At 61.6% G+C, this 22470-nt stretch carries 20 protein-coding genes; 8 read left to right on the top strand and 12 right to left on the bottom strand.

The window, feature by feature from the left end; genetic code table 11:
* Window positions 1-11: 11 nt before the first annotated feature.
* Together B3361_RS14155 and B3361_RS14150 are read right to left on the bottom strand one after the other, a co-directional pair.
* Window positions 12-2804 (bottom strand): TonB-dependent receptor, encoded by a 2793-nt coding sequence (locus B3361_RS14155; RefSeq protein ID WP_238783914.1) that lies wholly within the window; start codon window positions 2802-2804, stop codon window positions 12-14.
* 374 nt (window positions 2805-3178) lie between these two features.
* On the bottom strand, window positions 3179-3331 hold the full coding sequence (locus tag B3361_RS14150; RefSeq protein ID WP_177331340.1) for a hypothetical protein: 153 nt from the start codon (window positions 3329-3331) through the stop codon (window positions 3179-3181).
* A gap of 202 nt (window positions 3332-3533) precedes the next feature.
* Between B3361_RS14150 and B3361_RS14145 the strand changes: the two genes are divergently transcribed.
* Window positions 3534-4781: a DUF6861 domain-containing protein gene (locus B3361_RS14145; protein WP_154211109.1), complete on the top strand. Its 1248-nt coding sequence runs from the start codon at window positions 3534-3536 to the stop codon at window positions 4779-4781.
* Window positions 4781-5086, top strand: coding sequence for a DUF3630 family protein (locus B3361_RS14140; RefSeq protein WP_054905529.1), 306 nt, complete (start codon window positions 4781-4783; stop codon window positions 5084-5086). Before B3361_RS14145 ends, B3361_RS14140 begins: the two co-directional genes overlap by 1 nt.
* A gap of 96 nt (window positions 5087-5182) precedes the next feature.
* Here the strand turns inward: B3361_RS14140 and B3361_RS14135 are convergent, their stop codons facing one another.
* From B3361_RS14135 to B3361_RS14120, 4 genes are all read right to left on the bottom strand, one after another.
* Window positions 5183-6136, bottom strand: a complete 954-nt coding sequence (locus B3361_RS14135) for a FecR family protein (RefSeq protein ID WP_054905528.1) — start codon at window positions 6134-6136, stop codon at window positions 5183-5185.
* Between the two features lie 97 nt (window positions 6137-6233).
* Window positions 6234-6734 (bottom strand): sigma-70 family RNA polymerase sigma factor, encoded by a 501-nt coding sequence (locus tag B3361_RS14130; RefSeq protein WP_054905527.1) that lies wholly within the window; start codon window positions 6732-6734, stop codon window positions 6234-6236.
* Between the two features lie 186 nt (window positions 6735-6920).
* Complete coding sequence (locus B3361_RS14125) at window positions 6921-8027, bottom strand: GlxA family transcriptional regulator (protein ID WP_009682890.1); 1107 nt, start codon at window positions 8025-8027, stop codon at window positions 6921-6923.
* A 448-nt stretch (window positions 8028-8475) separates the two neighbouring features.
* A complete protein-coding gene (locus tag B3361_RS14120; RefSeq protein WP_054912522.1) occupies window positions 8476-9852 on the bottom strand; it encodes an L-serine ammonia-lyase in 1377 nt (458 codons plus the stop codon).
* 451 nt (window positions 9853-10303) lie between these two features.
* On the opposite strand from B3361_RS14120, the gene B3361_RS14115 reads away from it, so the two are divergent.
* From B3361_RS14115 to choV, 3 genes are all read left to right on the top strand, one after another.
* The gene (locus B3361_RS14115; RefSeq protein WP_286920256.1) at window positions 10304-11251 is read left to right on the top strand and encodes a choline ABC transporter substrate-binding protein; all 948 of its coding nucleotides are present in this window, start codon (window positions 10304-10306) and stop codon (window positions 11249-11251) included.
* 81 nt (window positions 11252-11332) lie between these two features.
* Window positions 11333-12181 carry a choline ABC transporter permease subunit gene (gene choW / locus B3361_RS14110; protein ID WP_172828412.1) on the top strand — a complete coding sequence of 283 codons (849 nt, stop codon included), beginning with the start codon at window positions 11333-11335 and terminating at the stop codon, window positions 12179-12181.
* Window positions 12178-13356: a choline ABC transporter ATP-binding protein gene (choV, locus tag B3361_RS14105; RefSeq protein WP_009682886.1), complete on the top strand. Its 1179-nt coding sequence runs from the start codon at window positions 12178-12180 to the stop codon at window positions 13354-13356. The genes choW and choV overlap by 4 nt, the downstream gene beginning before the upstream one ends.
* A 103-nt stretch (window positions 13357-13459) precedes the next feature.
* Here the strand turns inward: choV and hisF are convergent, their stop codons facing one another.
* The 6 genes from hisF to B3361_RS14075 form a co-directional block, all read right to left on the bottom strand.
* Complete coding sequence (gene hisF, locus B3361_RS14100) at window positions 13460-14230, bottom strand: imidazole glycerol phosphate synthase subunit HisF (RefSeq protein WP_054905002.1); 771 nt, start codon at window positions 14228-14230, stop codon at window positions 13460-13462.
* A 109-nt stretch (window positions 14231-14339) separates the two neighbouring features.
* A complete protein-coding gene (gene hisA / locus B3361_RS14095; RefSeq protein WP_009682884.1) occupies window positions 14340-15071 on the bottom strand; it encodes a 1-(5-phosphoribosyl)-5-[(5-phosphoribosylamino)methylideneamino]imidazole-4-carboxamide isomerase in 732 nt (243 codons plus the stop codon).
* Between the two features lie 114 nt (window positions 15072-15185).
* A complete protein-coding gene (locus B3361_RS14090) occupies window positions 15186-15446 on the bottom strand; it encodes a DUF2164 domain-containing protein (protein WP_009682883.1) in 261 nt (86 codons plus the stop codon).
* A complete protein-coding gene (gene hisH, locus B3361_RS14085) occupies window positions 15447-16085 on the bottom strand; it encodes an imidazole glycerol phosphate synthase subunit HisH (protein WP_009682882.1) in 639 nt (212 codons plus the stop codon).
* The gene (gene hisB, locus B3361_RS14080; RefSeq protein ID WP_009682881.1) at window positions 16086-16679 is read right to left on the bottom strand and encodes an imidazoleglycerol-phosphate dehydratase HisB; all 594 of its coding nucleotides are present in this window, start codon (window positions 16677-16679) and stop codon (window positions 16086-16088) included.
* Between the two features lie 281 nt (window positions 16680-16960).
* Window positions 16961-18622, bottom strand: a complete 1662-nt coding sequence (locus tag B3361_RS14075) for an OFA family MFS transporter (protein WP_054905003.1) — start codon at window positions 18620-18622, stop codon at window positions 16961-16963.
* 252 nt (window positions 18623-18874) lie between these two features.
* On the opposite strand from B3361_RS14075, the gene B3361_RS14070 reads away from it, so the two are divergent.
* The 3 genes from B3361_RS14070 to B3361_RS14060 are packed head-to-tail and all read left to right on the top strand — an operon-like array spanning window position 18875 to window position 22454.
* Complete coding sequence (locus B3361_RS14070) at window positions 18875-21121, top strand: AsmA family protein (RefSeq protein ID WP_054905004.1); 2247 nt, start codon at window positions 18875-18877, stop codon at window positions 21119-21121.
* Window positions 21118-22182: an A/G-specific adenine glycosylase gene (gene mutY, locus B3361_RS14065; RefSeq protein ID WP_054905005.1), complete on the top strand. Its 1065-nt coding sequence runs from the start codon at window positions 21118-21120 to the stop codon at window positions 22180-22182. The genes B3361_RS14070 and mutY overlap by 4 nt, the downstream gene beginning before the upstream one ends.
* Window positions 22182-22454: an oxidative damage protection protein gene (locus B3361_RS14060; protein WP_009682876.1), complete on the top strand. Its 273-nt coding sequence runs from the start codon at window positions 22182-22184 to the stop codon at window positions 22452-22454. The genes mutY and B3361_RS14060 overlap by 1 nt, the downstream gene beginning before the upstream one ends.
* The last annotated feature ends 16 nt before the right edge of the window (window positions 22455-22470 follow it).

Genomic DNA, 22470 nt, shown 5'->3' with positions numbered 1-22470 from the left:
TTGTTATGGGGTCAGAAGCGGTAGCCGACTTCCAGCCAGTACTGGCGGCCGACTTCGTAGCTCACCAGGCTCACCGACTCACGGCTGGTGATCTTGTTGACCTTGTCGGTGACGTTGGTGATATCGACGTTGACGAAGAACGCCTGGTCCTTGCCGGTGGGGATGTCCCAGGCCAGTTTCATGTCCCAGGTCGGGGCCGCCGGCGTGGCCACGGTCTCGTAGCGGCTGAGCACCTCGCCGTCGACCTCGATGTCCTCATCCAGGTTGACGACCTGGTCGTACGCACCGCGATAGCGCAGGAAGTTGCTGATCGACAGGTTCCACTGGGGGATGTCGGTGATGGTAGTCAGCCGCGCGGTCCAAGGCCGGTTGTAATCGCTGCCCGGCAGTTCGTTGTAGGGGATGCGCTTGCCGTCGAGCACCACATCGTTGCCGGCCAGCTCGTCACCGTCCAGGCCGGCCTCGTAGGTCGAGCCGTAGCCACTTTTCGTCCGCGACCAGTCCAGGGCCAGCTGCACACTGGTGCTGGTGCCCCTGAAACGCAGCGGCTGCATCGGCGTGACGGTCAGGCTGAGGTTCTCGGTTTCGCTGGTGCCGGCGTTGAGGTAGGCGTAGTAGTCCTTGCTGTAGCCCTCCGGAATATCCTTGGCATCCAGGTTGTAATAGGGCCGAGTGCGGTAGATCTGGCCCTTGCCCTTGCGGTTGACGTACTTGAGCTGAAACTCGGTGTCGAACCAGCGCTGGTTGAGCCCCAGCATCAATTCATCGTCATAGGGGATGTCCATGCTGGAGAACTTGCTCATGTTCTTGTTCTGGCTGGACAGGACCCAATCGCTGGTCTGCGTGGCGCGGGTATAGCGCGAGGTGAACTGCTGGCGGCCATCGGCCAGGCGATACTTGAACAGGTTGCGGCCGTAATAGCGGTTGGCACCGAACACCAGTACCGTGCTGCGGTCGCCGAAGAAGTCGTAGTCGCCGGCAAAGCGTGGCGCCAGGCTTTTCTTCTCCATGTAGTCGTCGCCCTCAAAGCGCAAACCGGGGCGCAGGGTGAGGTTGCCGTAGCCGATCTCGTCCTGCGCGAACAGCGCGTACTTCTTCTGCGTCATTTCGATCTCGCCGGCGCCGTAGACCATCATCGCCGAGCCCCACTGGCGGTTGTTGCCGTTGAGCAACTGGCCGTTCGAGCACCAGCGGTCGCCGCCGTTGCACACGCCGTTGTCGCGCTTCAAGGTGGTGATCGACAGGGCGTCGTCCTCACGTTCCCAGCTCGCCCGCTGATAACCCAGCTCCAGGCCAGTGGTCAGGCTGTGCGCGGCCGCGCCGAGGCTGAAGGTCTGCCAGTCGGCCTTGAGCTTGTAGTCGAGGCTGCGCTGGGTCTGGTACAGGCTGCCGAACCCACCCTCGGCGCTGCGCGCGTTGCTGTCGTCAGGGTTGCCCCAGTCCTTGGTGTCGGACCAGTACCACTTGATCTCTTCATTGCGATCGGAGTCGCGCGAGGCATACAGGTTGCTGACCGCCAGTTGCTGCGTCCAGCGCGCGTTGTCGCCCTCAAAGATGGCCTTGAACGAGCCCTGCCAGCCACCATTGATGTTGGTGTAGCCCGAGTCGCGGTAGTCCTCGCGGTAGTAGGTGTTCTCCTGCGGGGCGTAGACGATCGAGGTGTCCAGGGTCAGGCGGTCGCTGACGTTCCAGTACGTTTTGAGCAGGAAGTTGTCCAGCGCCCGGGTCTGCTCCTGTTCGTTGTCGTTGTCAGGGCTGTTGTAGCCGTTGGCATAGGTGCGCAGCGGCAGGTACGAGCGCTTCTGCGAGAAGTTGAACAAGGCGCCGAAATCGTCGGTGAAGTGCCCTTCGAGCGTGCCGCGCAGGGTGGTCTTGGTGAACTCGGGCTGGTTCTTCTCGTTCGACGAGGTGTCGAAGGTTTCCTTGTTTTCCCGGGTGATGTGGTAGCTCGTCCACTCCGAGCGGGTCATGGCGTAGGACAACTTGCCATGCAGGTCGTGGCTGGGGCGACGGGTGATGGCATCGACCACGCCGCCATTGAAGCCACCGTACTCGACCGGCACGTTGCTGTCGTAGACCTTGATCTCCTCGAGCAGGTCGGCGTCCAGGGCGATGCCGTGCGAACGGCTGGGCGCCGAGTCGAACTGGCGGGTTTCGTTGTAGCCGTGGGCACCGGGGTCGAGGTCGTTGTTGATCGAGATGCCGTCGATCATGAAGTTGTTCTGGTAGAACTTGGCGCCGTTGATGCTGATGTCGGCAGGGTCGATTTCGCCTGGCGTGTTGGAGCTCTTCTGCGCAGTGCTGAACTGCACGTTGGGGTGCATCTGCAGCAGGGTGGTGATGTCGCCGTTGGCACCAGGGAAGGCCTGGATCGCCTTGCGGTCGATGACCTTGGCGCCCATGTAGCTGTTCTCTTCGGTGTCGCCGAGGATCACCGTGTTGTGCAGTTCGACGGCACCGTTGTCGGCCTGCAGCAGGCGAAACATCAGGGTGCCGTATTCGTAGTCCCAGGTGATGCCGGTGCCCAGCAACAGCTGCGCCAGCGCAGCCTCGCTGCTCAGATGGCCACTGACGGCGGTGGAGTGCTGGCCTTCGAGCAGGTCCGGGTCGACCGACACCTGCAGGCCGCTTTGCTGGCCGAAGGTGATCAGGGCGATGGCCAGTTTCTGGGCCGGAATGTCGAACGCGTGGACCTGGGCCAGTTCCGAACCTGGCTGGGTCGCTTCTTCGGCAGACGCAGGCAGCATCGCCAGCACACTGCACATGCCGAGCACCCCGGCCCCCGCCACAGATTTCAGGCGCAACGACCAACCCCGCGCACCGCGCGGCTTCCGGCTTGTTGTTTGAGTCATCCCACATCCCCGCCCCGGACAGTCGCCGGGCAGCAAAATTGAATACGAATCGATATCAGTTGTTGCGCGCGAGGGAGAAGACGGGGCAGTGCGGGGAATTTTCAGGAAATTGTGAAATTATTTTTTTGGGGATCGTGGTGGGTTTTAGAAGGGCCCGTCTTGAGTGCTCTGGCGCCTGTGAGATCGAGCGCCGCCCGTGCGGCGCTCGATCTCACAGGCGCTGAAAATCTCACGGTGAACACACGGAGGCCCCCGCTGATCTCAAGGCTTACCGAGCACCAACAGCCAGGGCCCATAACTGCGCACTTCTCAACCATGCGGCCGGATCACCGCGCGCAAGGCCGTCTCAGGCTTGCGCAGGTCATAAACCCCAGTGACACGCTTGTTGCCAACGCTTCATCGCGCAGCACCACCTGTCCCGGCAGGTATTGCGCCAGCACCTGCACCACCTCAGCCACACGCTGGTCATCGGCGATCAACTGCGAAGCCTGTCAGCGAGATCGGCCATCGATAAACGTAACGTTTATAGCCGAGCCCTTCAAAAGCCGCCAAAATCCAGCTAGAAACTATAATCCCGTCAACTCATGCAGATGTAAAGCAAGGCAACAAAATGCCAGCCAACCCAAAACGTGTGGAAGGCCCCAACTAGCTGAACTGGATGTAACAAGGAAGATCGAGTAAATGGACTTTTTAAACAGGATCCCAACATGGGACGAAATAGAGCGAAATCTTGAAACCAAATTTGGCGAGTTAAACCAAGGCATTCAAACGTCTTGGTATGATACTACCCACAGCTGGGATGGATTTACACGACGTTTAAACCATCAATTTGATCGAGCTTATGGGAGCATAGGAGGAGATCGAATTGATGCCGTCCGCGAGGCACTTTACCGCGCAGAGCCTATTTTTTTAGAGCGAGTCAGGCAACATTGGTCAGCGATTAACATAAACCAGATAATCGACATACTTCGCACGCTTGCAAAAGAAGTATCCATGATTCTTGGAGGCAGCATAGCCATTGGTTCCATTGTAGGCGGGGCTGCTGGCTCACTGGCGTTTGGTGCAGGAGCAGCTCCCGGTGCGATTGCCGGAGGCGCTATTGGACTGGAAGTTGGCAATCTCGTACTTGTCGGCTTAGGCTTATCAGCAATCACTGAGTACTTCCTTCTTGGAGCACCTCAATGCCTAGCCACACTTCAAGATGGTATTATTACTGCCTGGCAGTCCGAGGATGGATTACCGAGTGGGCTTGATCCAACCGGAGGATCTGCAGCTCGACGAGAGGAGATGATAAGCCGAGCCGCCAACCAACTGGCCAGAGGACAGGAGCAACTGATCCAATTGCTACTCTCTGCAATAGTCGCTTACCTATTGCGCGGTCCGATCAACTCCGGCATTTCCAACAGCATGGAAAGCATTGCTTCCAGAAGTCTGAATTTCCAGGCTGAACTGACAAACAGCGCACTAGCCTCTTGGCTAGGCAAGAACCAGATCGCAATATTGTCGCACCCGGAACTGCAGCCACCATCAGGACAAGCCTTAACAAAAATCAGGACATCAACCGAATTTGAGGCCCCAAAATGGGAGAACGTTCGATTTAGAGCCGATGGTGATTTCGGGAACCTACCTGCACTGAGACAGCTGTATGTCCGAGAAGTTTTCGATCTGCAGCAACGTGTAGCCGCAATGAGAGGCTCGACAGAGAGCCTTGAGGCGATTGCAAAATTCGCCTATTCCTCCCGCACAAAAATCAAGTTAAAGTACAGAGAGTTTACACCTCCAGACCTTTTGAAAACAATTGACGAGCGCAACATAGGAAAATACGGCGATAAACTCGGACCAACATTTGAATGGCTTGTTGAAAAAGGCAAGTCTTTTGAGCAAATCATCGAGAGCGCAACTCGCTCCGGCGGTGGAGACTTATTTTAATGAACAGCCTAAGACTGGACGCTTTAAACATAGAAACCATGCACTCTGGGCGAGCCTGCCTCAATTTAACTTCACACATAAATTGGGATGACTTCCCGGAATATGCAAAAGCAGTACTTAATCTACTTGATGGCAACATCGATAAAAAAACTGACGCTATCGACATAAGAGTATGGGAGGTGACTATTGACAAAGAGAGATTTTATCTGACCTACGATGACTTCCCGGTGATGGTTTCCATCGAGTCCTTGAGCTCAAGAGGGGACGTATTACTATCCGACTTCAAGATCAAACTAGAAAGTTAGGCTACCTAGCAGTGCGATGTACTATGTAATTCTCTAGAGAGCCCTCTCTGCGCCGAGGCTCTCTCCCCCTCTCTTAGCTAGCGGCGCCCTATATCATCAAGGCTTCGCTGATACCAACAGCCAAGGCCCATAACTGCGCACTACACCCCCATGGGGCCGAATCACCGCTCGCAGGGCCGCCTCAGGTTTGCGCAGGTCATACACGCCAGTGACACGCTTGTTGCCCAACGCCTCATCGCGCAGCACCACCTGTCCCGGCAGGTACCGCGCCAGCTCCTGCACCAGCTCTGCTACGCGCTGGTCATCGGCAATCAACTGCCCCTGACGCCAAGCCGCTGCCTGCGAAGGCACGAAGGTTTTTACCTGTACGATGCCCTCGACATAACGCAAGCGCTCTCCGGCCGTGAGGGCATCCGAGAGCACATGCCCATCAGCAGCATCTTCTACCCGCACCGAGCCATGCTGCACATCCACCCCCGCCCTGCCCGGCCGCAGCGCTACGTTGAAGGCGGTGCCGGTCACCGTCACCTTGATCGCATCGGCGCGCACATGGAACGGCTTGGCCTTGTCGGGCTTGACCTCGAAGAACGCTTGGCCCGTGAGCAGCTTCACGTCGCGATGACCGCCGGAATAGTCCACGGCAATGGCTGTGTCGCTGTCCATCTGCACCACGCTGCCGTCGGCCAGGGTGATATCGCGGGTTTCGCCCTGGGCGGTGCGGTAGTCGGCTTGCAGACGCAGGCTCAAGGAGGGCGCGACGGCGATCAGCAGGCAGGCCGCAACAGCAGCGCCCAGCCACCAGCGACGCCGCCGCGCAGGTAGTTGCACCACCGGCGCCTTGGGCCATTGCTCGGTGGTGGTCGGCGCCAGCTGCCCAGTGAGCTGCCAGACCCGCTCGGCCTTGCGATAGGCCTCGGCGTTGGCCGCGTCGCTCGCGCACCACTGCTCGAACTCACCGCGCAGCAGCGGATCGTGCGGGGCCTGCTGCAAGCGCAGCAACCAGTCCAGGGCCTGCTCGCGGCGACGGGTGATGAGGTCTGCTGACGTCATGTCGGGCAAGGCTCCTGGGGGCTCGAAGGTGCGAAGGCCGCGAAGGGTCGCACAGAGTCGCCCCGTTCAGCAAAAGACGCGGCAGCCTGGTGTTTTTTCACAGGTCATCCTCCAGCCGCGCCATGCAGTGGCTGAGGGCGTCGCGCACCAGCTGGTGCACCAGGCTGACCGAGACGTTCAGGTGGCTGGCCACCTCTTGCAGGGTATGACCGCCCAGGCGGTGCATCTCGAAGGCCACGCGGGTGCGCAGGGGCAGTTCTTCAAGCGCGCGGCTGATGGCGCTGAGTTCGTTCTGCTGGGTGACCGCCTGTTCGGGCGATGCACTGCTGGACGGCAACTCGGCGAGGATCTCGTCGCCGCCAGGCTGGGCCTTTTCGGTGGCACTGCGGCGGGTCTGGTCGAGGGCCAGGTTGCGCACGATGCGGTACAGGTAGCTGGCCGGGTGGCGGATGTCGGCGTCGTCCTGCTGCCGGCTGAAGCGCAGCCAGGCTTCCTGCACCACATCCTCGGCACGCGCGCGGCAGCCGACGATCGGCGCGGCATAGTCGAGCAATGCCGCCCGATGGGCCAGGTAGAGCTGGAGTTTGTCGTCCGCCACGGGGTGGTATGCCAGAGTGTTTCGGGGGCGGCGATGTTACCCGTAGTCGAGAATCATTATCAACCAATGTATTTATATTGCCAGTGCGGGCCTCTTCGCGGGCGCGCCCGCTCCCACAGGGACCGCACAAGTCTCGAGGATTGCACCTTACCTGTGGGGCGTGCCCGCGAAGCAGGCGACTCGGTATCAGAGCCTTACGCTGGCAAAAGTCGACTCGTTGCGCGCCTGGCTCAGGGCAGCCATCGGCCCGCTGTGCGGCGACAAGGTCATGGCCTGCGGAATCGGCATCATTGCCACCTGCTGCGTGGTGTTGGAGCCCACGCGCTCATCACGCGGCGGAATGCCGAAGTACTCGCGGTAGCATTTGGAGAAGTGCGGCGTGGAGACGAAACCGCACACCGATGCCACTTCGATGATCGACATGGGTGTCTGTTTGAGCAGCTGCCGGGCGCGGATAAGGCGCAGCTTCAGGTAGTAGCGCGACGGCGAGCAGTGCAGGTACTTCTGGAACAACCGCTCGAGCTGGCGCCGCGACACCGACACATACACCGCCAACTCGTCCAGGTCGATCGGCTCTTCCAGGTTGGCTTCCATCAGCGCGACGATTTCCTGCAACTTCGGCTGGTTGGTGCCGAGCATGTGCTTGAGCGGCACGCGCTGGTGATCCTGCTCGTTGCGAATGCGCTCGTAGACGAACATTTCGGAAATGGCCGCCGACAGCTCGCGGCCGTGGTCGCGGCTGATCAGGTGCAGCATCATGTCCAGCGGCGCGGTGCCGCCAGAGCTGGTGAAGCGGTTGCGGTCGAGGGTGAACAGCCGGGTACTCATGTTGACCCGTGGGTAGGCCTCCTGCATGGCGGCCAGGCATTCCCAGTGCACGCTGCAGTCAAAGCCGTCGAGCAGGCCGGCACAGGCCAAGGCCCAACTGCCCGTGCACACGGCACCCAGGCGCCGCGACTGACGCGCCTGGGCTTGCAGCCAGGTCACGTGCTCGCGGGTCACGGTGCGCTGAATGCCTACACCGCCGCAGACGATCACAGTGTCGATCGCAGGGGCGCTGTGCATGGCCGCGTCCGGGGTAATCTGCAAACCATCGCTGGCCCACACTTGGCCGCCATCGACCGTCAGCGTGTGCCAGCGGTACAGTTCGCGGCCGGACAGCTGGTTGGCCATGCGCAGGGGCTCCACAGCCGAAGCCAGGGAAATCAGGGTGAAATTGTCCAATAGAAGAAACCCGATGGACTGGGGTGCTGTGCGGTTCTGGGACGGGGTCCCGGAGGTGTAGGACGTCATCGCGGTTTCTCCTCACACAAATGCTGGATGTGCCTCAGGCGGGCACTCATTTTCTTGTTATTGCCCCCGCCACATGCCGGGGGGTGGGTGACCATTACCTACGCAAACGCCGTGCCTGAAATTGAATGGCCATCCAAAAAAACCTGAAAACGACCCCTTTGTCAGGCAAATCATAGGCTTTGGAGGTGCTGGCCAAGTTGTCTCAAACAGCCGTGCTAGGCGCCGTGCGGGTAACGGCTGAGCAGTTTGGTGACACGCCATGGGGCAGTTGCCCAGAAACGACACTGTTTAGTGTCACCGACAAGCCCCACACTGATTACGACATCCGGCAATTGGCAGATTCGAGCGCACCATAAAGGAGCATTGGCAGGCATTTTGCGCTGCCTTGAAACGCGAGGGCCTCTTGCCGGGTTCAACCGCCAAGAGGCCCTGGGTGCCTACTGGAACATCAGCATTCGATGGCACTGACCGCCAGGCCACCGCGGGAGGTTTCCTTGTACTTGTCGTGCATGTCGGCACCGGTGTCGCGCATGGTACGGATCACCTGGTCGAGGGAAATGAAGTGCTCGCCATCGCCACGCAGGGCCATTTGCACCGCGTTGATGGCTTTTACCGCAGCAATCGCGTTGCGCTCGATGCACGGCACCTGCACCAACCCGCCCACCGGGTCGCAGGTGAGCCCCAGGTTGTGCTCCAGGGCAATTTCCGCGGCGTTTTCCAGCTGCGCCGGGGTCGCGCCCAACACTTGCGCAAGGCCGGCAGCGGCCATGGCGCAGGCAGAGCCGACCTCACCCTGGCAGCCTACTTCGGCGCCGGAGATGGAGGCGTTCTTCTTGCACAGGATGCCGACCGCCGCAGCGCCCAGGAAGAAATCGGTAACACTGGACTCATCCACCTCATCGCTGAAGCGCATGTAGTAGTGCAATACCGCCGGGATGATGCCCGCCGCGCCGTTGGTCGGCGCCGTCACCATGCGCCCGCCTGCGGCGTTCTCTTCGTTGACAGCCAGGGCGAACAGGTTGACCCACTCCATGGCACTCATGGTCGAGCCGATCACGTTGGGCTTGCCGATCTCCTGCAGGCTGCGGTGCAGCTTGGCGGCGCGGCGGCGCACATTGAGCCCACCGGGCAACGTACCCTCGTATTTCAGGCCGTTGTTGACGCATTCCTGCATGGCTTGCCAGAGCTTGCGCAAGCCGGCGTGAATCTCTTCTTCACTGCGCCAGACCTTTTCGTTGGCCATCATCAATTGCGACACGCTGAGGTCGTTTTGCTTGCACAGCTGCAGCAGCTCGGCGGCGCTGTTGAAATCGTACGGCAGCACGGTCTGGTCGGCATCCAGCACACCACTGGCGGCCTGCGCGGCATCCACCACAAAGCCGCCACCCACCGAGTAATAGGTGTCACGGTGCAACTCGCCCTGCTCGCCTTCGGCAACCAAGGTCATGGCGTTGGGGTGGTAGGGCAGGTTCTCGTCCAGCAACAGCATGTCGCGCGCCCACACGAACTCGACAGGCAGGCGCCCGTCCAGCTTGAGGGTATTGGTTTCGCGCAGGTCGGCGATGCGCGGCACGATCTGGGTCGGGTCAATGGCGTCTGGCCATTCCCCCATCAGCCCCATGATGGTGGCGTTGTCGGTGCCGTGGCCGACGCCGGTGGCCGACAGCGAGCCATACAGGCGCACCTCGATCCGCCGCACCCGTTCCAACTCGCCGCGCTCGCGCAGCCCTTGGACAAACAGGGCGCCAGCACGCATGGGGCCGACGGTGTGGGAGCTGGAAGGCCCGACACCGATCTTGAACAGGTCGAACACGCTGATGGCCATTACCGAATCACCTCTTGCTGGGCTTGTCTGTGCGCGCCATGCGCACGGCGGGGTAGCTGCTAGGCTCAAGCAGGGCCGCCTTGAATTGCCAGCATCATCGGGCTTTTACCGGCCGCCTCGCCGTCTGCAACCGACGCCATTTTGTCCAGCAGCGCCGCACCGGTTTCACCTGGGGAATGGGCCCGACACGCCGTTTTCCATCGGCCTGTTGACGCAAAAATGCGGGCGAGGGGTTGGAAAAATCCATAAGCGACATCGCCCATACTGGATACGACCCGTTCCGTACTGGATACGACCCTACCAGTAGGCGATTGCCCGGCGGTGGAGGATTATCGAAAGCGACTCGTAAAGCACGGCCACGCATCCTGCCCTCTGCAGGCCTGGTCGACCGGACCGTCAGAACGTTCGGCGACCCACGCGAACCCGAAGACAAAATCTCAGGAGTCCACCCATGAAAGGTACACCCTCGCTGTTGCTGGTTGCGTTGCTGTCCGCACCGTTGCTGGCTCAGGCCGCCGAGCCCGAGCAGTGCCAGACGGTTCGTTTCTCCGATGTCGGCTGGACCGACATCACGGTCACCACTGCGACCACCAGCGTTGTGCTCGAAGCACTGGGTTACAAAACCCACACCACCATGATCTCGGTACCAGTGACCTACAAGTCGCTGGCTACCGGCAAGGACCTGGACGTGTTTCTCGGCAACTGGATGCCGACCATGGAAAACGATATCAAGCAGTACCGCGACGCCGGCACTGTGGACACCGTGCGCGCCAACCTGGAAAACGCCAAGTACACCCTGGCCGTGCCCCAGGCGCTGTATGACAAGGGCCTGAAGGATTTCAGCGACATTGCCAAGTTCCAGAAGGAGCTGGGCGGCAAGATCTACGGCATCGAACCCGGCAACGATGGCAACCGCACCATCCAGAGCATGATCGACAAGAACGCCTTCGGCCTGAAAGACGCCGGCTTCAAGCTGGTGCAGTCCAGCGAGGCCGGCATGCTGTCGCAGGTCGACCGGGCGCAGAAACGTGGCGAAGCCATGGTGTTCCTGGGCTGGGAACCGCACCCGATGAACACCCGCTTCAAGATGCAGTACCTGACCGGAGGGGACGAATACTTCGGCCCCGACTTCGGCAAGGCGACCGTATACACCAACACCCGCAAAGGCTACGTGCAGGAGTGCAGCAACGTTGGCCAACTGCTGAAGAACCTGTCGTTCGAGCTCAAGGATGAAAGCATCATGATGGGCTACGTCCTGGACGACAAGATGAAGCCCGAGGCCGCTGCCAAGAAATGGCTCAAGGACAACCCAGGCAAGCTGGACACCTGGTTGGCCGGCGTGACTACCGTGGATGGCAAACCCGGCCTGGAGGCGGCCAAGGCCAAGCTGACGCAATAACGCAATTCGCCATAGCGCTACCTCGGGGCAGGACCGTGCCTGCCCCGGGTTGAGTTCAATCTATGCAGGTGGAAGCTCGCTATCATGCTTATCGATCAGAAAATACCGCTGGGTCAGTACATCGCCTCGTTCGTTGAATGGCTGACCCTGCACGGCGCGAATTACTTCGACGCCATCGCACAGGGCCTGGAGTTCATGATCCACGGCGTCACCAGTGCCTTGACCTGGTTCAACCCGTTCGTCCTCACCGCCCTGTTCGCCGCCCTGGCGCACCTCATCCAGCGTAAATGGTCGCTGACCGCATTCGTCGCCCTGTCGTTCCTGTTGATTCTCAACCTGGGTTACTGGCAGGAAACCATGGAAACCCTGGCACAAGTGACCTTCGCCACCGTGGTGTGCGTGGCCATCGGTGTGCCGCTGGGCATCGTCGCCGCGCACAAACCCATGTTCTACACCGCCATGCGCCCGGTGCTCGACCTGATGCAAACGGTGCCCACCTTCGTGTACCTGATCCCCACCCTGACGCTGTTCGGCCTGGGCGTGGTGCCAGGGCTGATCTCGACCGTGGTGTTCGCCATCGCCGCCCCTATCCGCCTCACCTATCTGGGCATCTGCGACGTACCGCAGGAGCTGATGGACGCCGGCAAGGCGTTTGGCTGCTCGCGCCGCCAACTGCTCACCCGTATCGAACTGCCGCATGCGATGCCCAGCATCGCCGCCGGCGTTACCCAGTGCATCATGTTATCGCTGTCGATGGTGGTGATCGCCGCCCTGGTCGGCGCTGACGGCCTGGGCAAACCTGTGGTCAACGCACTGAACACCGCCGATATTTCCCTGGGCTTCGAAGCGGGCCTGGCGATCGTGCTGCTGGCGATCATGCTCGACCGTATCTGCAAGCAACCGGAACTGCCGGTAAGGGGTGAAGCATGAGCATCATTCGTTTCGAAGACGTCGACGTCATTTTCTCCAACAAGCCACGCGAGGCGCTGGCACTGCTGGACAAAGGCCAGACTCGCGAGCAGATCCTCAAGCAGACCGGCCTGGTGGTGGGCGTCGAAAAAGCCAACCTGGACATCCAGAAGGGCGAGATCTGCGTGTTGATGGGCCTGTCCGGTTCGGGCAAGTCGAGCCTGCTGCGCTGCATCAACGGCCTGAACACCGTCAGCCGCGGCAAGCTGTTTGTCGAACATGAAGGCAAGCACATCGACATCGCCCACTGCACCCCGGCCGAGCTGAAAATGATGCGCACCAAGCGCATTGCCATGGTGTTCCAGAAGTTTGCCCTGATGCCCTGGCTGACGGTACGCGAGAACATCAGCTTTGGCCTGGAAATGCAGGGCCGGCCAGAAAAGGAACGGCGCAAGCTGGTCGACGAGAAGCTTGAGCTGGTGGGCCTGACCCAGTGGCGCAACAAGAAGCCGGACGAACTGTCGGGCGGCATGCAGCAACGTGTTGGCCTGGCCCGCGCGCTGGCGATGGACGCCGACATCCTGCTGATGGACGAACCCTTCTCGGCACTGGACCCGCTGATCCGCCAGGGCTTGCAGGACGAACTGCTGGGCCTGCAGGCCAAACTGAGCAAGACCATCGTGTTCGTCAGCCATGACCTGGACGAGGCGTTGAAGCTGGGTAGCCGTATCGCGATCATGAAAGACGGCCGGATCATCCAGTACAGCAAGCCGGAAGAAATCGTGCTAAACCCGGCCGACGAGTACGTGCGTACCTTCGTCGCCCACACCAACCCGCTGAACGTACTTTGCGGCCGCAGCCTGATGCGCAGCCTGGACAACTGCAAACGGGTCAATGGTTCGGTGTGCCTCGACCCGAGCGGCGACTCGTGGCTGGACCTGGGCGAAGGCAACTCGATCAAGCGCGCACGCCAAGGGCAAAACGGCCTGGAGATGCAGCAATGGGCGCCGGGGCAGTCGGTGGAAGGCCTGGGGCGTCGGCCGACGCTGGTGCATGCGGACATCGGCATGCGTGAAGCGCTGCAGATTCGCTACCACACCGGCAACAAGCTGGTGCTGCAGGAGAACGACAAACTGGTGGGGATTCTGGGGGATACCGAGCTGTATCACGCACTGCTTGGCAAGAACCACGGGTGATGCAATTGGGGCCGCGTTGCGGCCCTTTCGCGGGCACGCCCGCTCCCACAGTGTAGGAGCGGGCGTACCCGCGAAGGGCTGCCAAGCAGCCCCAATCAATGTTTCAGCGAACGACGATCCCGCGCGCTGCCATGTAGGCCTTGGCCTCCGGCACCGTGTACTCGCCAAAGTGGAAAATGCTGGCCGCCAACACCGCGCTGGCATGCCCTTGCACAATACCGTCAGCCAGGTGCTGCAGGTTACCCACCCCGCCCGAGGCAATCACTGGAATACCCAGCGCATCGCTGATGGCCCGGGTAACACCCAGGTCGAAGCCGCTCTTCATGCCGTCCTGGTCCATGCTGGTCAGCAGGATTTCGCCGGCACCCAGGCCCTCCATCTTCTTCGCCCATGCCACCGCATCCAGCCCGGTCGGCTTGCGCCCACCGTGGGTGAAGATTTCCCAGCGGGGTTCTTCACCCGGCCCGGACACCTTCTTGGCGTCGATGGCCACGACAATGCACTGCGAGCCAAAACGGTCTGCCGCCTCGCCCACGAACTCCGGGTTGAACACCGCGGCGGTGTTGATCGACACCTTGTCTGCCCCGGCATTGAGCAGGTTGCGGATGTCCTGCACGGTACGCACGCCACCGCCCACGGTCAGCGGGATGAACACCTGGCTGGCCATGCGCTCGACGGTATGCAGGGTGGTATCGCGGCCATCGACGCTGGCGGTGATGTCGAGGAAAGTGATTTCGTCGGCACCCTGCTCGTTGTAGCGACGGGCAATTTCCACCGGGTCGCCGGCATCACGGATGTTCTCGAACTTGATGCCCTTGACCACCCGGCCGTTGTCCACGTCCAGGCAAGGGATGATGCGTTTAGCTAAAGCCATGGAAGCTCCTGGGGGCAGCTGCAAGCTTCAAGCGGCAAGCTGCAAGATAAAGCAGTACGCGGTCCGGCTTTTCTCTTGCAGCTTGCAGCTTGCAGCTTGCCGCTCCTATTCAATAGTTGTCGCAGAAGGCCTGGGCCTCGGCCACGTCGAGGGTGCCTTCGTAGATGGCACGGCCGGTGATGGCGCCGATGATGCCAGGGGCCTTGGCGTCCAGCAGAGCCTTGATGTCACCCAGGTTGTGAATGCCGCCCGAGGCAATTACCGGAATCGAGGTGGCTTCGGCCAATGCCTTGGTGAATGGCACGTTGCAGCCTTGCATCATGCCGTCCTTGGCGATGTCGGTGTAGACGATCGCCGAAACGCCATCGGCCTCGAAACGCTTGGCCAGGTCGATCACCTGCACCGAGCTGACTTCGGCCCAGCCGTCGGTGGCGACGAAGCCGTCCTTGGCATCCAGGCCAACGATGACCTTGCCCGGGAAGGCCTTGCACGCCTCGGCGACGAACGCTGGCTGCTTGACCGCCTTGGTGCCGATGATCACATAGCTGACGCCAGCCTTGACGTAGTGCTCGATGGTTTCCAGCGAACGAATGCCGCCGCCGATCTGAATCGGCAGGGTGGGGTAGCGCTTGGCAATGGCAGTGACCACTTCACCGTTGACCGGCTGGCCTTCGAAGGCGCCGTTCAGGTCGACCAGGTGCAGGCGGCGGCAGCCACCCTCGACCCACTTGGCGGCCATGCTCACCGGGTCGTCGGAAAATACCGTGGAGTCTTCCATACGGCCCTGGCGCAGGCGCACGCAGGCACCGTCCTTCAGATCGATAGCGGGGATAATCAGCATGCTCTTTCCTTCGTCAATTCAAGCGGCAAGTTGCAAGCGACAAGCTGCAAGCAATGCGCGTCGTGTATTCGATAGGCGATCCAGCTTCGGCTTGCAGCTTGAAGCTTGCAACTTTCAGCTTTTTTCAAGCGCCCACAGATCGCTTTCGATGCTCTCGAACCGCTCCTTGAGGTGCAGCTGAACATCGGCAATCGCCCTGTTGTAGTAATGGGGTGCAATTTCTTTGCTGAACAGCTCAAGGACCTCAGCCACCTCGAAAGACCCCAGCTCCAGCTCGAAACGGTCTTCGAGGAAGCGTTTGAGCGTAGCGAGCGCGTCGCGCTCCTGCTCAGGGGCCAGGGTGATGATCGGGGCCTTGGTCTTTGACCTGCTCATTTACCAACGCCCGTCCCAGGCGACGAAATTCTGCAGCAGCTGCAGGCCATGGGTATGACTTTTCTCTGGGTGGAACTGCACGGCGAAGCGCGAGCCATCGGCCAGTGCGGCAGCGAAATCGACGCCGTAGTGGCCACGGCCGACCACCTGGCCCGGCTTGCCGGCATTGATGTAGTAGCTGTGCACGAAATAGAAACGTGCGCGGTCCGGAATGTCGTGCCACAGCGGGTGGTGGATGGTCTGGCTGACTTCGTTCCAGCCCATGTGCGGCACCTTCAGGTGCTCGCCGTCTTCTTGCAGGTCTTTGCCGAAGAAGCGCACCTGGCCGGGGAACAAACCGATGCAGTCGACGCCGGTGTTCTCCTCGCTGTGTTCGAGCAGTGCCTGCATACCCACGCAGATGCCCAGGAACGGCCGGTCCTGGCTGACTTCGCGCACCAGGCTGTCGAAGCCCAGGCGGCGGATTTCGGCCATGCAGTCGCGAATCGCACCTACCCCAGGGAACACCACGCGATCCGCCTCGCGGATGACCGCCGCATCACTGGTCACCAGCACTTTACCGGCACCGACGTGCTCGAGCGCCTTGGCCACCGAGTGCAGGTTGCCCATGCCATAGTCGATTACGGCTACCGTCTGCATTTACAGGCACCCTTTAGTGGACGGCATCTGGCCGGCCATGCGCTCGTCCAGGGTGACCGCCATGCGCAGGGCACGGCCGAACGCCTTGAACACGGTTTCGATCTGGTGGTGAGTGTTGTGGCCACGCAGGTTGTCGATGTGCAGGGTAACCAGGGCGTGGTTGACGAAGCCCTGGAAGAACTCCTGGAACAGGTCGACATCGAAGCCACCGACGCTGGCCCGGGTATACGGCACATGCATTTGCAGGCCTGGGCGGCCCGAGAAGTCGATGACCACGCGCGACAGCGCTTCGTCCAGCGGCACGTAGGCGTGGCCGTAGCGGAAGATGCCCTTCTTGTCACCGATGGCCTGGGCGAATGCCATGCCCAGGGTGATGCCAACGTCTTCGACGGTATGGTGGTCGTCGATATGGGTGTCACCCTTGCACTCGATATCCAGATCGATCAGCCCGTGGCGGGCGATCTGGTCCAGCATGTGTTCCAGGAAAGGCACACCGATATCGAATCGGGCCTTGCCACTGCCATCGAGGTTGATCGAGCACTTGACCTGGGTTTCCAGGGTATTGCGCTCGACGGAAGCCTTACGTTCGACCATCACCAGCTCCGCAAAATCATTGGGCGAAAAGGGTGCCATTATAGGCCCAGAACGCGCCAGCTTGAAACGCGGATGACATATGGCAAAGCGAGCAATGACGGGGGGTTGATAGCGCTACAGGTCTATACAACCGGGTGAAGGGGGCTGCTTTGCAGCCCATCGCGACACAAGGCCGCTCCTACAGGCCCCACCGTGTTCAAAGCCTAGGGTGGACCTGGGGGAGCTGGCTTGCCGGCGATAGGGCCGGTACAGCCGGCAAATTCAGCCGGCTGTATCACTCATCAATGGAACAGTACCGCCGTCTTCTGCAGGGTAATCCACACCCCCCAGGCCAACGGTACAACCACCACTGCCCAGGCCAACAGCACCAGTGGCAGGCTACCAGGCGCGGCTTTCCACTCCAGCGAGCGCGCGCCATCGGCGCCCTTGTCATGGCTCAACGCCCGCTCGGCCGCCAGCTCGGCATCGCTCATGAAGTGCTTGTCGGCAACCGGCCGCACCAGCATGTTGCAGATAAAGCCCAGCACCAGCAGCCCGGCAAGGATATACAGCGTCATGTCATAGGCTGCCGCGCGTTCTACCCCGGCTGCCAGCTGCGACTCGCGCAGGTAGGTGATCAGCACTGGCCCCAGCACCCCTGCAGCCGCCCAGGCGGTCAGCAGGCGCCCATGAATGGCACCGACCATCTGCGTACCGAACAGGTCGGCCAGGTACGCCGGCACCGTGGCGAAGCCACCGCCATACATCGACAGGATGATGCAGAACGCCGCCACGAACAGCGCCACATTGCCCAGGTGGCCCATGTTCGGCACCAGGCTGTACAAGCCCACGCCCAGGGCGAAGAAAGCGAAGTAGGTGTTCTTGCGCCCGATGTAGTCGGAGAACGATGCCCAGAAGAACCGGCCACCGATGTTGAACAGGCTCAGCAGGCCGGTGAAGCCGGCGGCGATCGCGGCGATCTGCGCCAGCTGCGCGGCGTTCAGCTCGCTGAAGGTCAGCTCGTTGCCCAGCAGCTTGCCAGCGAACACTTCCTGCAGCAGCGGCGAAGCCATGCCGATGATACCGATGCCGGCAGACACGTTCAGGCACAGCACCAGCCAGATCAGCGCAAATTGCGGGGTTTTCCACGCCACGCTGACGTGCACGTGGCGGTCGGTGACCATGGTGTTGCCGGCTTTTTTCAGCGGCGCAGTCCAGCCTTCAGGCTTCCAGCCGGTGGGCGGCACGCGGTAGGCCAGGGCGCCGGCAGTCATGAACACGAAGTAGATCGCCGCCATGGCAACGAAGCTCTGCCACACCCCCACTTCCTGCGCGTTGCCAAAGTGGCCCATCAGTGCGGTGGCCAGTGGCGCACCGACCATGGCGCCGCCGCCAAAGCCCATGATGGCCATGCCGGTGGCCATGCCGCGCTTGTCCGGGAACCATTTGATCAGGGTCGACACCGGCGAGATATACCCCAGCCCCAGGCCGATACCGCCGATAACTCCAGAACCCAGCCACATCAGCCACAGTTGGTGGGTTTTGACCCCAATGGCCGAAATCAGCATGCCGCCACACCAGCACAGCGCCGATACCAGGCCGGCCTTGCGTGGGCCGGCGTGCTCCAGCCAGCCACCCAGCACGGCCGCCGAGCAGCCCAGGAAGACGAAGAACAGGGTGTAGATCCAGCTCAGCATGGAAATCGGCCAGTCGCATTCGGCGCTGAACAGGCGGGCCACGAAGCCCATGTCGGCCGCGCACGCCACTGGGGCGGTGATACCCAGGGCTTGCGACAGTGGCAGCCAGAACACCGAGAAGCCATAGGCCATGCCGATACACAGGTGAATGGCCAGGGCAGCTGGCGGAACCAGCCAACGGTTGAAGCCCGGGCGGGCGATGATGCGCTCCTTCGACAGGAAGCTTGGCGTACTCGCCGGGGCGCCCGTCGTGACGGTACTGGTCATGAACGTGATCCTTTTCTTATAGGGTGAAGGCAGGCAAAGCGGCGCAAGGTTAGCAGGATCGAGTCGCGTGAAAGCAATCTGATATCGTGTTTTTTTTGCTTGGCTGAATCGATCATGTCCCCCTTTTAAAGCCGTACTACCGACTAAAAGCGTAGGAAATATCCTGCATCTCTGGTCGAATACGCAGGGATATCCATGGCGGCGCTATACTCAGCCGCTTGAATTTCAAAATCGGACTACAAGGATTCGCCCATGAAAGCGTTCGGCAAAATCCTGGGACTGGGGCTTCTCGGGTTGCTGCTGATCATCGTGGCGCTGGGCTTCGCCCTGACCCACCTATTCGATCCCAACGACTATAAAGACGAGATTCGCCAACTGGCGCGCGACAAGGCACATGTCGAACTGACCCTCAACGGTGATATCGGCTGGAGCCTGTTCCCATGGCTGGGCCTGGAGCTGCACGAGGCCAGCATCGCCACCCTGGCCAAACCCAAAGAGCCGTTCGCCGACCTGCAAATGCTCGGCTTGTCGGTACGGGTACTGCCGCTGCTGCGCCGCGAGGTGCAAATGAGCGACGTGCGCGTCGAGGGCCTGAACCTGACCCTGGCCCGTGACGAACAAGGCCATGGCAACTGGGAAGACATTGGCAAACCGCTGCCTGCGCAGCCTGGCACTGCCACCGACGCGCCGGCCCAGGCCCCCTCCGAGCAGAAACCCGCGGCCGCCGACGGCAACGAACGCCCTGTCAAGCTGGACATCGACAGCCTGACCGTCAACAACGCCCGGGTGCAGTACACCGACGCCAAGACCGGCCAGAGCTACAGCGCTGAAAGCATCCAGCTGAGCACCGGCCCCGTGCATGAAGGCGCGAACATCCCACTCAAGGCCAGTGCTTTTGTCAGTGCCAACCAGCCGAATATCAAAGCCCGCACCGAGCTGGCCGGCGAGCTGCGTTTCGACCGCAAGCTCAAGCGCTACAACTTCGAGGACATGCGCCTGTCGGGCGAAACTTCGGGTGAACCGACCGGCGGCAAAACGGTGGCCTTAGTTGCCCAAGGCCAGCTGCTGGTCGACATGGCCGCCAATGTCGCCTCCTGGAACGGCCTGAAAGTCTCGGCCAACCAACTGCGCGCCCTGGGTGAACTGAACCTGCGCGACCTGGACAAGACCCCCCAGTTGAGCGGCGGCCTGTCCATTGCCCAGTTCGACCTGCGCACCTTCCTGGACGGCATCGGCCACCCGCTGCCGGCAACCAACGACCCGGCAGCCTTCGGCAAGCTGGAGCTGGTGACCCGCCTGCAAGGCACACCCAGCAGCCTGAGCCTGGATGACCTGGCGGTGAAGCTGGACGACAGCACGTTCAGCGGCCGCGTCGCCATCGAAGACTTCGCCAGGCAAGCCCTGCGCCTGCAGCTGAAAGGCGACAGCTTCGACGCCGACCGCTACCTGCCAGCCAAGAGCGAACAAGCCAAAGGCGCCACGGCGGCGCGCCAGGCCGAGGTCAAGCAACAGGAAGCCAGCGCGGTTGCCGGTGCCGGCACCACACCGCTGCCCAACGCACCGACCCAGGTAGCCTGGAGCGATGACAAGCTGCTGCCGGTCGACCGCCTGCGTACGCTGGACCTGCAGGCCGAGCTGGCCTTTGGCTCGCTGACCCTGGACAAACTGCCGATCGTCGACGCCCAGCTCAAGGCCAGCGGCCAGGGCGGCCTGTTGACCCTGCAAACCCTGCGCGGCGGCCTGTATAACGGCACCTTCGACGCCAAGGGCACGGTCGATGTGCGCCCTGCCGTGCCACAGCTGGGGGTCAGCACCCGCATCCAACGGGTGCCGGTGGAGCACTTCATCAAGGCCGACGGCAAGGAGCAGGCGCCACCGGTCAAGGGCCTGCTGACCCTGACCAGTGATCTGACCGCCACCGGCAACAGCCAGAAGGCACTGGTGGACACGCTCAATGGCAGTGCAAACTTCACCATCAACGACGGTGTGCTGGTCAATGCCAACCTTGAGCAGCAACTGTGCCAGGCCATCGCCACCCTCAACCGCAAAACCCTCACCGGCGAGCCACGCGGCAAGGACACCCCGTTCCAGGAACTGCGTGGCAGCCTGGTGGTGCGCAATGGCGTTGCCAGCAACCCGGACCTCAAGGCACGCATCCCGGGCCTGACCGTGAACGGCCATGGCGACCTCGACCTGCGTGTACTGGGTATGGACTACAACATCGGCGTGATCGTAGAAGGCGACCAGCGTGCCATGCCGGACCCGGCCTGCCAGGTCAACGAGCGCTATGTGGGGGTTGAAGTACCGCTGCATTGCCGCGGCCCGCTGGAGCTGGGCGCCAAGGCCTGCCGCCTGGACCAGAACGGCCTGGGCAAGGTCGCAGCCAAGCTGGCCGGTGACCGCCTGAAAGACAAGATCGACGAAAAACTCGATGAAAAACTCGGAGACAAAGTGAGCCCGGAATTGAAAGACGCGCTCAAGGGGCTGTTCAAGCGATGACCCCCGAGCAGTTCTCCAGCGCTGTGCTGAACTGGTACGACGAACACGGCCGCCACGACCTGCCCTGGCAACAGGGCATAACCCCGTACCGGGTGTGGGTGTCGGAAATCATGTTGCAGCAAACCCAGGTCAGCACCGTACTGAACTACTTCGACCGCTTCATGCAGGCGCTGCCGACCGTGCAGGCGCTGGCCGAAGCGCCCGAAGACGAAGTGCTGCACCTGTGGACCGGGCTGGGTTACTACACCCGCGCCCGCAACCTGCAAAAAGCCGCGAAGATCGTCGTGGCGCGACATGGTGGCGAGTTCCCACGCAGTGTCGAGCAGCTCACCGAGCTGCCCGGTATCGGCCGCTCCACGGCCGGTGCCATCGCCAGCATCAGCATGGGCATCCGCGCGCCGATCCTCGACGGCAACGTCAAGCGCGTGCTGGCCCGCTTCACCGCCCAGGGCGGCTACCCGGGCGAACCGAAGGTGGCCAACCAGCTGTGGGCCACGGCCGAGCGTTTTACCCCGCAGCAGCGCGCCAACCACTACACCCAGGCCATGATGGACATGGGTGCCACGCTGTGCACGCGCAGCAAGCCCAGTTGCCTGATCTGCCCGCTGCAACGTGGCTGCGAAGCCCACCTGCACGGTGAAGAAACCCGCTACCCCGAACCCAAACCGCGCAAGGCGCTGCCACAGCGCCGCACGCTGATGCCACTGCTGGCCAACCACGAGGGCGCCATTCTGCTTTATCGGCGCCCGTCCAGCGGCCTGTGGGGTGGCTTGTGGAGCCTGCCAGAGCTGGACGACATCGCCCAACTCGACGACCTGGCCTACCAGCACGGTTTGCGCCTGGCCGGCAGCCAGGCCATGGATGGCCTGACCCACACCTTCAGCCACTTCCAGCTGGCGATCGAGCCCTGGCTGGTGCGTGTCGCGCCGCTTGGCGAGCACGTGGCCGAGGCTGACTGGCTCTGGTATAACCTCGCCACCCCGCCGCGCCTGGGCCTTGCCGCCCCGGTGAAAAAACTGCTTAAGCGCGCGGCCGACGAACTGATTGCAGGAGATGCCTGATGACCCGCACCGTGATGTGCCGCAAATACCAAGAAGAACTGCCAGGCCTGGAACGCCCGCCCTACCCCGGCGCCAAGGGCCAGGACATCTTCGAACACATCTCGCAGAAAGCCTGGGCCGACTGGCAGAAGCACCAGACCATGCTGATCAACGAGAAGCGCCTGAACATGATGAACGCCGAGGACCGCAAATTCCTCCAGGCTGAAATGGACAAGTTTTTCGCCGGTGAGGAATACGCCCAGGCGGAAGGCTACGTGCCACCCTCGGAATGACCCCACGAACCGTAAG

This window comes from Pseudomonas sp. UBA6699, from assembly GCF_002454615.1.
GTDB classification, from domain to species: Bacteria; Pseudomonadota; Gammaproteobacteria; order Pseudomonadales; family Pseudomonadaceae; genus Aquipseudomonas; species Aquipseudomonas juntendi.
The sequence above is the reverse complement of the archived record's forward strand: the minus strand, read 5'-3'. Positions and strand labels throughout refer to the sequence as shown.

Excerpts from the sequence above, each read along its gene's own strand:
- B3361_RS14145 (WP_154211109.1), top strand. The coding sequence starts at position 3,534 with ATGGACTTTTTAAACAGGATCCCAACATGGGACGAAATAGAGCGAAAT.
- B3361_RS14140 (WP_054905529.1), top strand. The coding sequence starts at position 4,781 with ATGAACAGCCTAAGACTGGACGCTTTAAACATAGAAACCATGCACTCT.
- B3361_RS14135 (WP_054905528.1), bottom strand. The coding sequence starts at position 6,136 with ATGACGTCAGCAGACCTCATCACCCGTCGCCGCGAGCAGGCCCTGGAC.
- B3361_RS14125 (WP_009682890.1), bottom strand. The coding sequence starts at position 8,027 with ATGACGTCCTACACCTCCGGGACCCCGTCCCAGAACCGCACAGCACCC.
- B3361_RS14120 (WP_054912522.1), bottom strand. The coding sequence starts at position 9,852 with ATGGCCATCAGCGTGTTCGACCTGTTCAAGATCGGTGTCGGGCCTTCC.
- B3361_RS14115 (WP_286920256.1), top strand. The coding sequence starts at position 10,304 with ATGAAAGGTACACCCTCGCTGTTGCTGGTTGCGTTGCTGTCCGCACCG.
- choV (WP_009682886.1), top strand. The coding sequence starts at position 12,178 with ATGAGCATCATTCGTTTCGAAGACGTCGACGTCATTTTCTCCAACAAG.
- hisF (WP_054905002.1), bottom strand. The coding sequence starts at position 14,230 with ATGGCTTTAGCTAAACGCATCATCCCTTGCCTGGACGTGGACAACGGC.
- hisA (WP_009682884.1), bottom strand. The coding sequence starts at position 15,071 with ATGCTGATTATCCCCGCTATCGATCTGAAGGACGGTGCCTGCGTGCGC.
- B3361_RS14090 (WP_009682883.1), bottom strand. The coding sequence starts at position 15,446 with ATGAGCAGGTCAAAGACCAAGGCCCCGATCATCACCCTGGCCCCTGAG.
- hisH (WP_009682882.1), bottom strand. The coding sequence starts at position 16,085 with ATGCAGACGGTAGCCGTAATCGACTATGGCATGGGCAACCTGCACTCG.
- hisB (WP_009682881.1), bottom strand. The coding sequence starts at position 16,679 with ATGGTCGAACGTAAGGCTTCCGTCGAGCGCAATACCCTGGAAACCCAG.
- B3361_RS14075 (WP_054905003.1), bottom strand. The coding sequence starts at position 18,622 with ATGACCAGTACCGTCACGACGGGCGCCCCGGCGAGTACGCCAAGCTTC.
- B3361_RS14070 (WP_054905004.1), top strand. The coding sequence starts at position 18,875 with ATGAAAGCGTTCGGCAAAATCCTGGGACTGGGGCTTCTCGGGTTGCTG.
- mutY (WP_054905005.1), top strand. The coding sequence starts at position 21,118 with ATGACCCCCGAGCAGTTCTCCAGCGCTGTGCTGAACTGGTACGACGAA.
- B3361_RS14060 (WP_009682876.1), top strand. The coding sequence starts at position 22,182 with ATGACCCGCACCGTGATGTGCCGCAAATACCAAGAAGAACTGCCAGGC.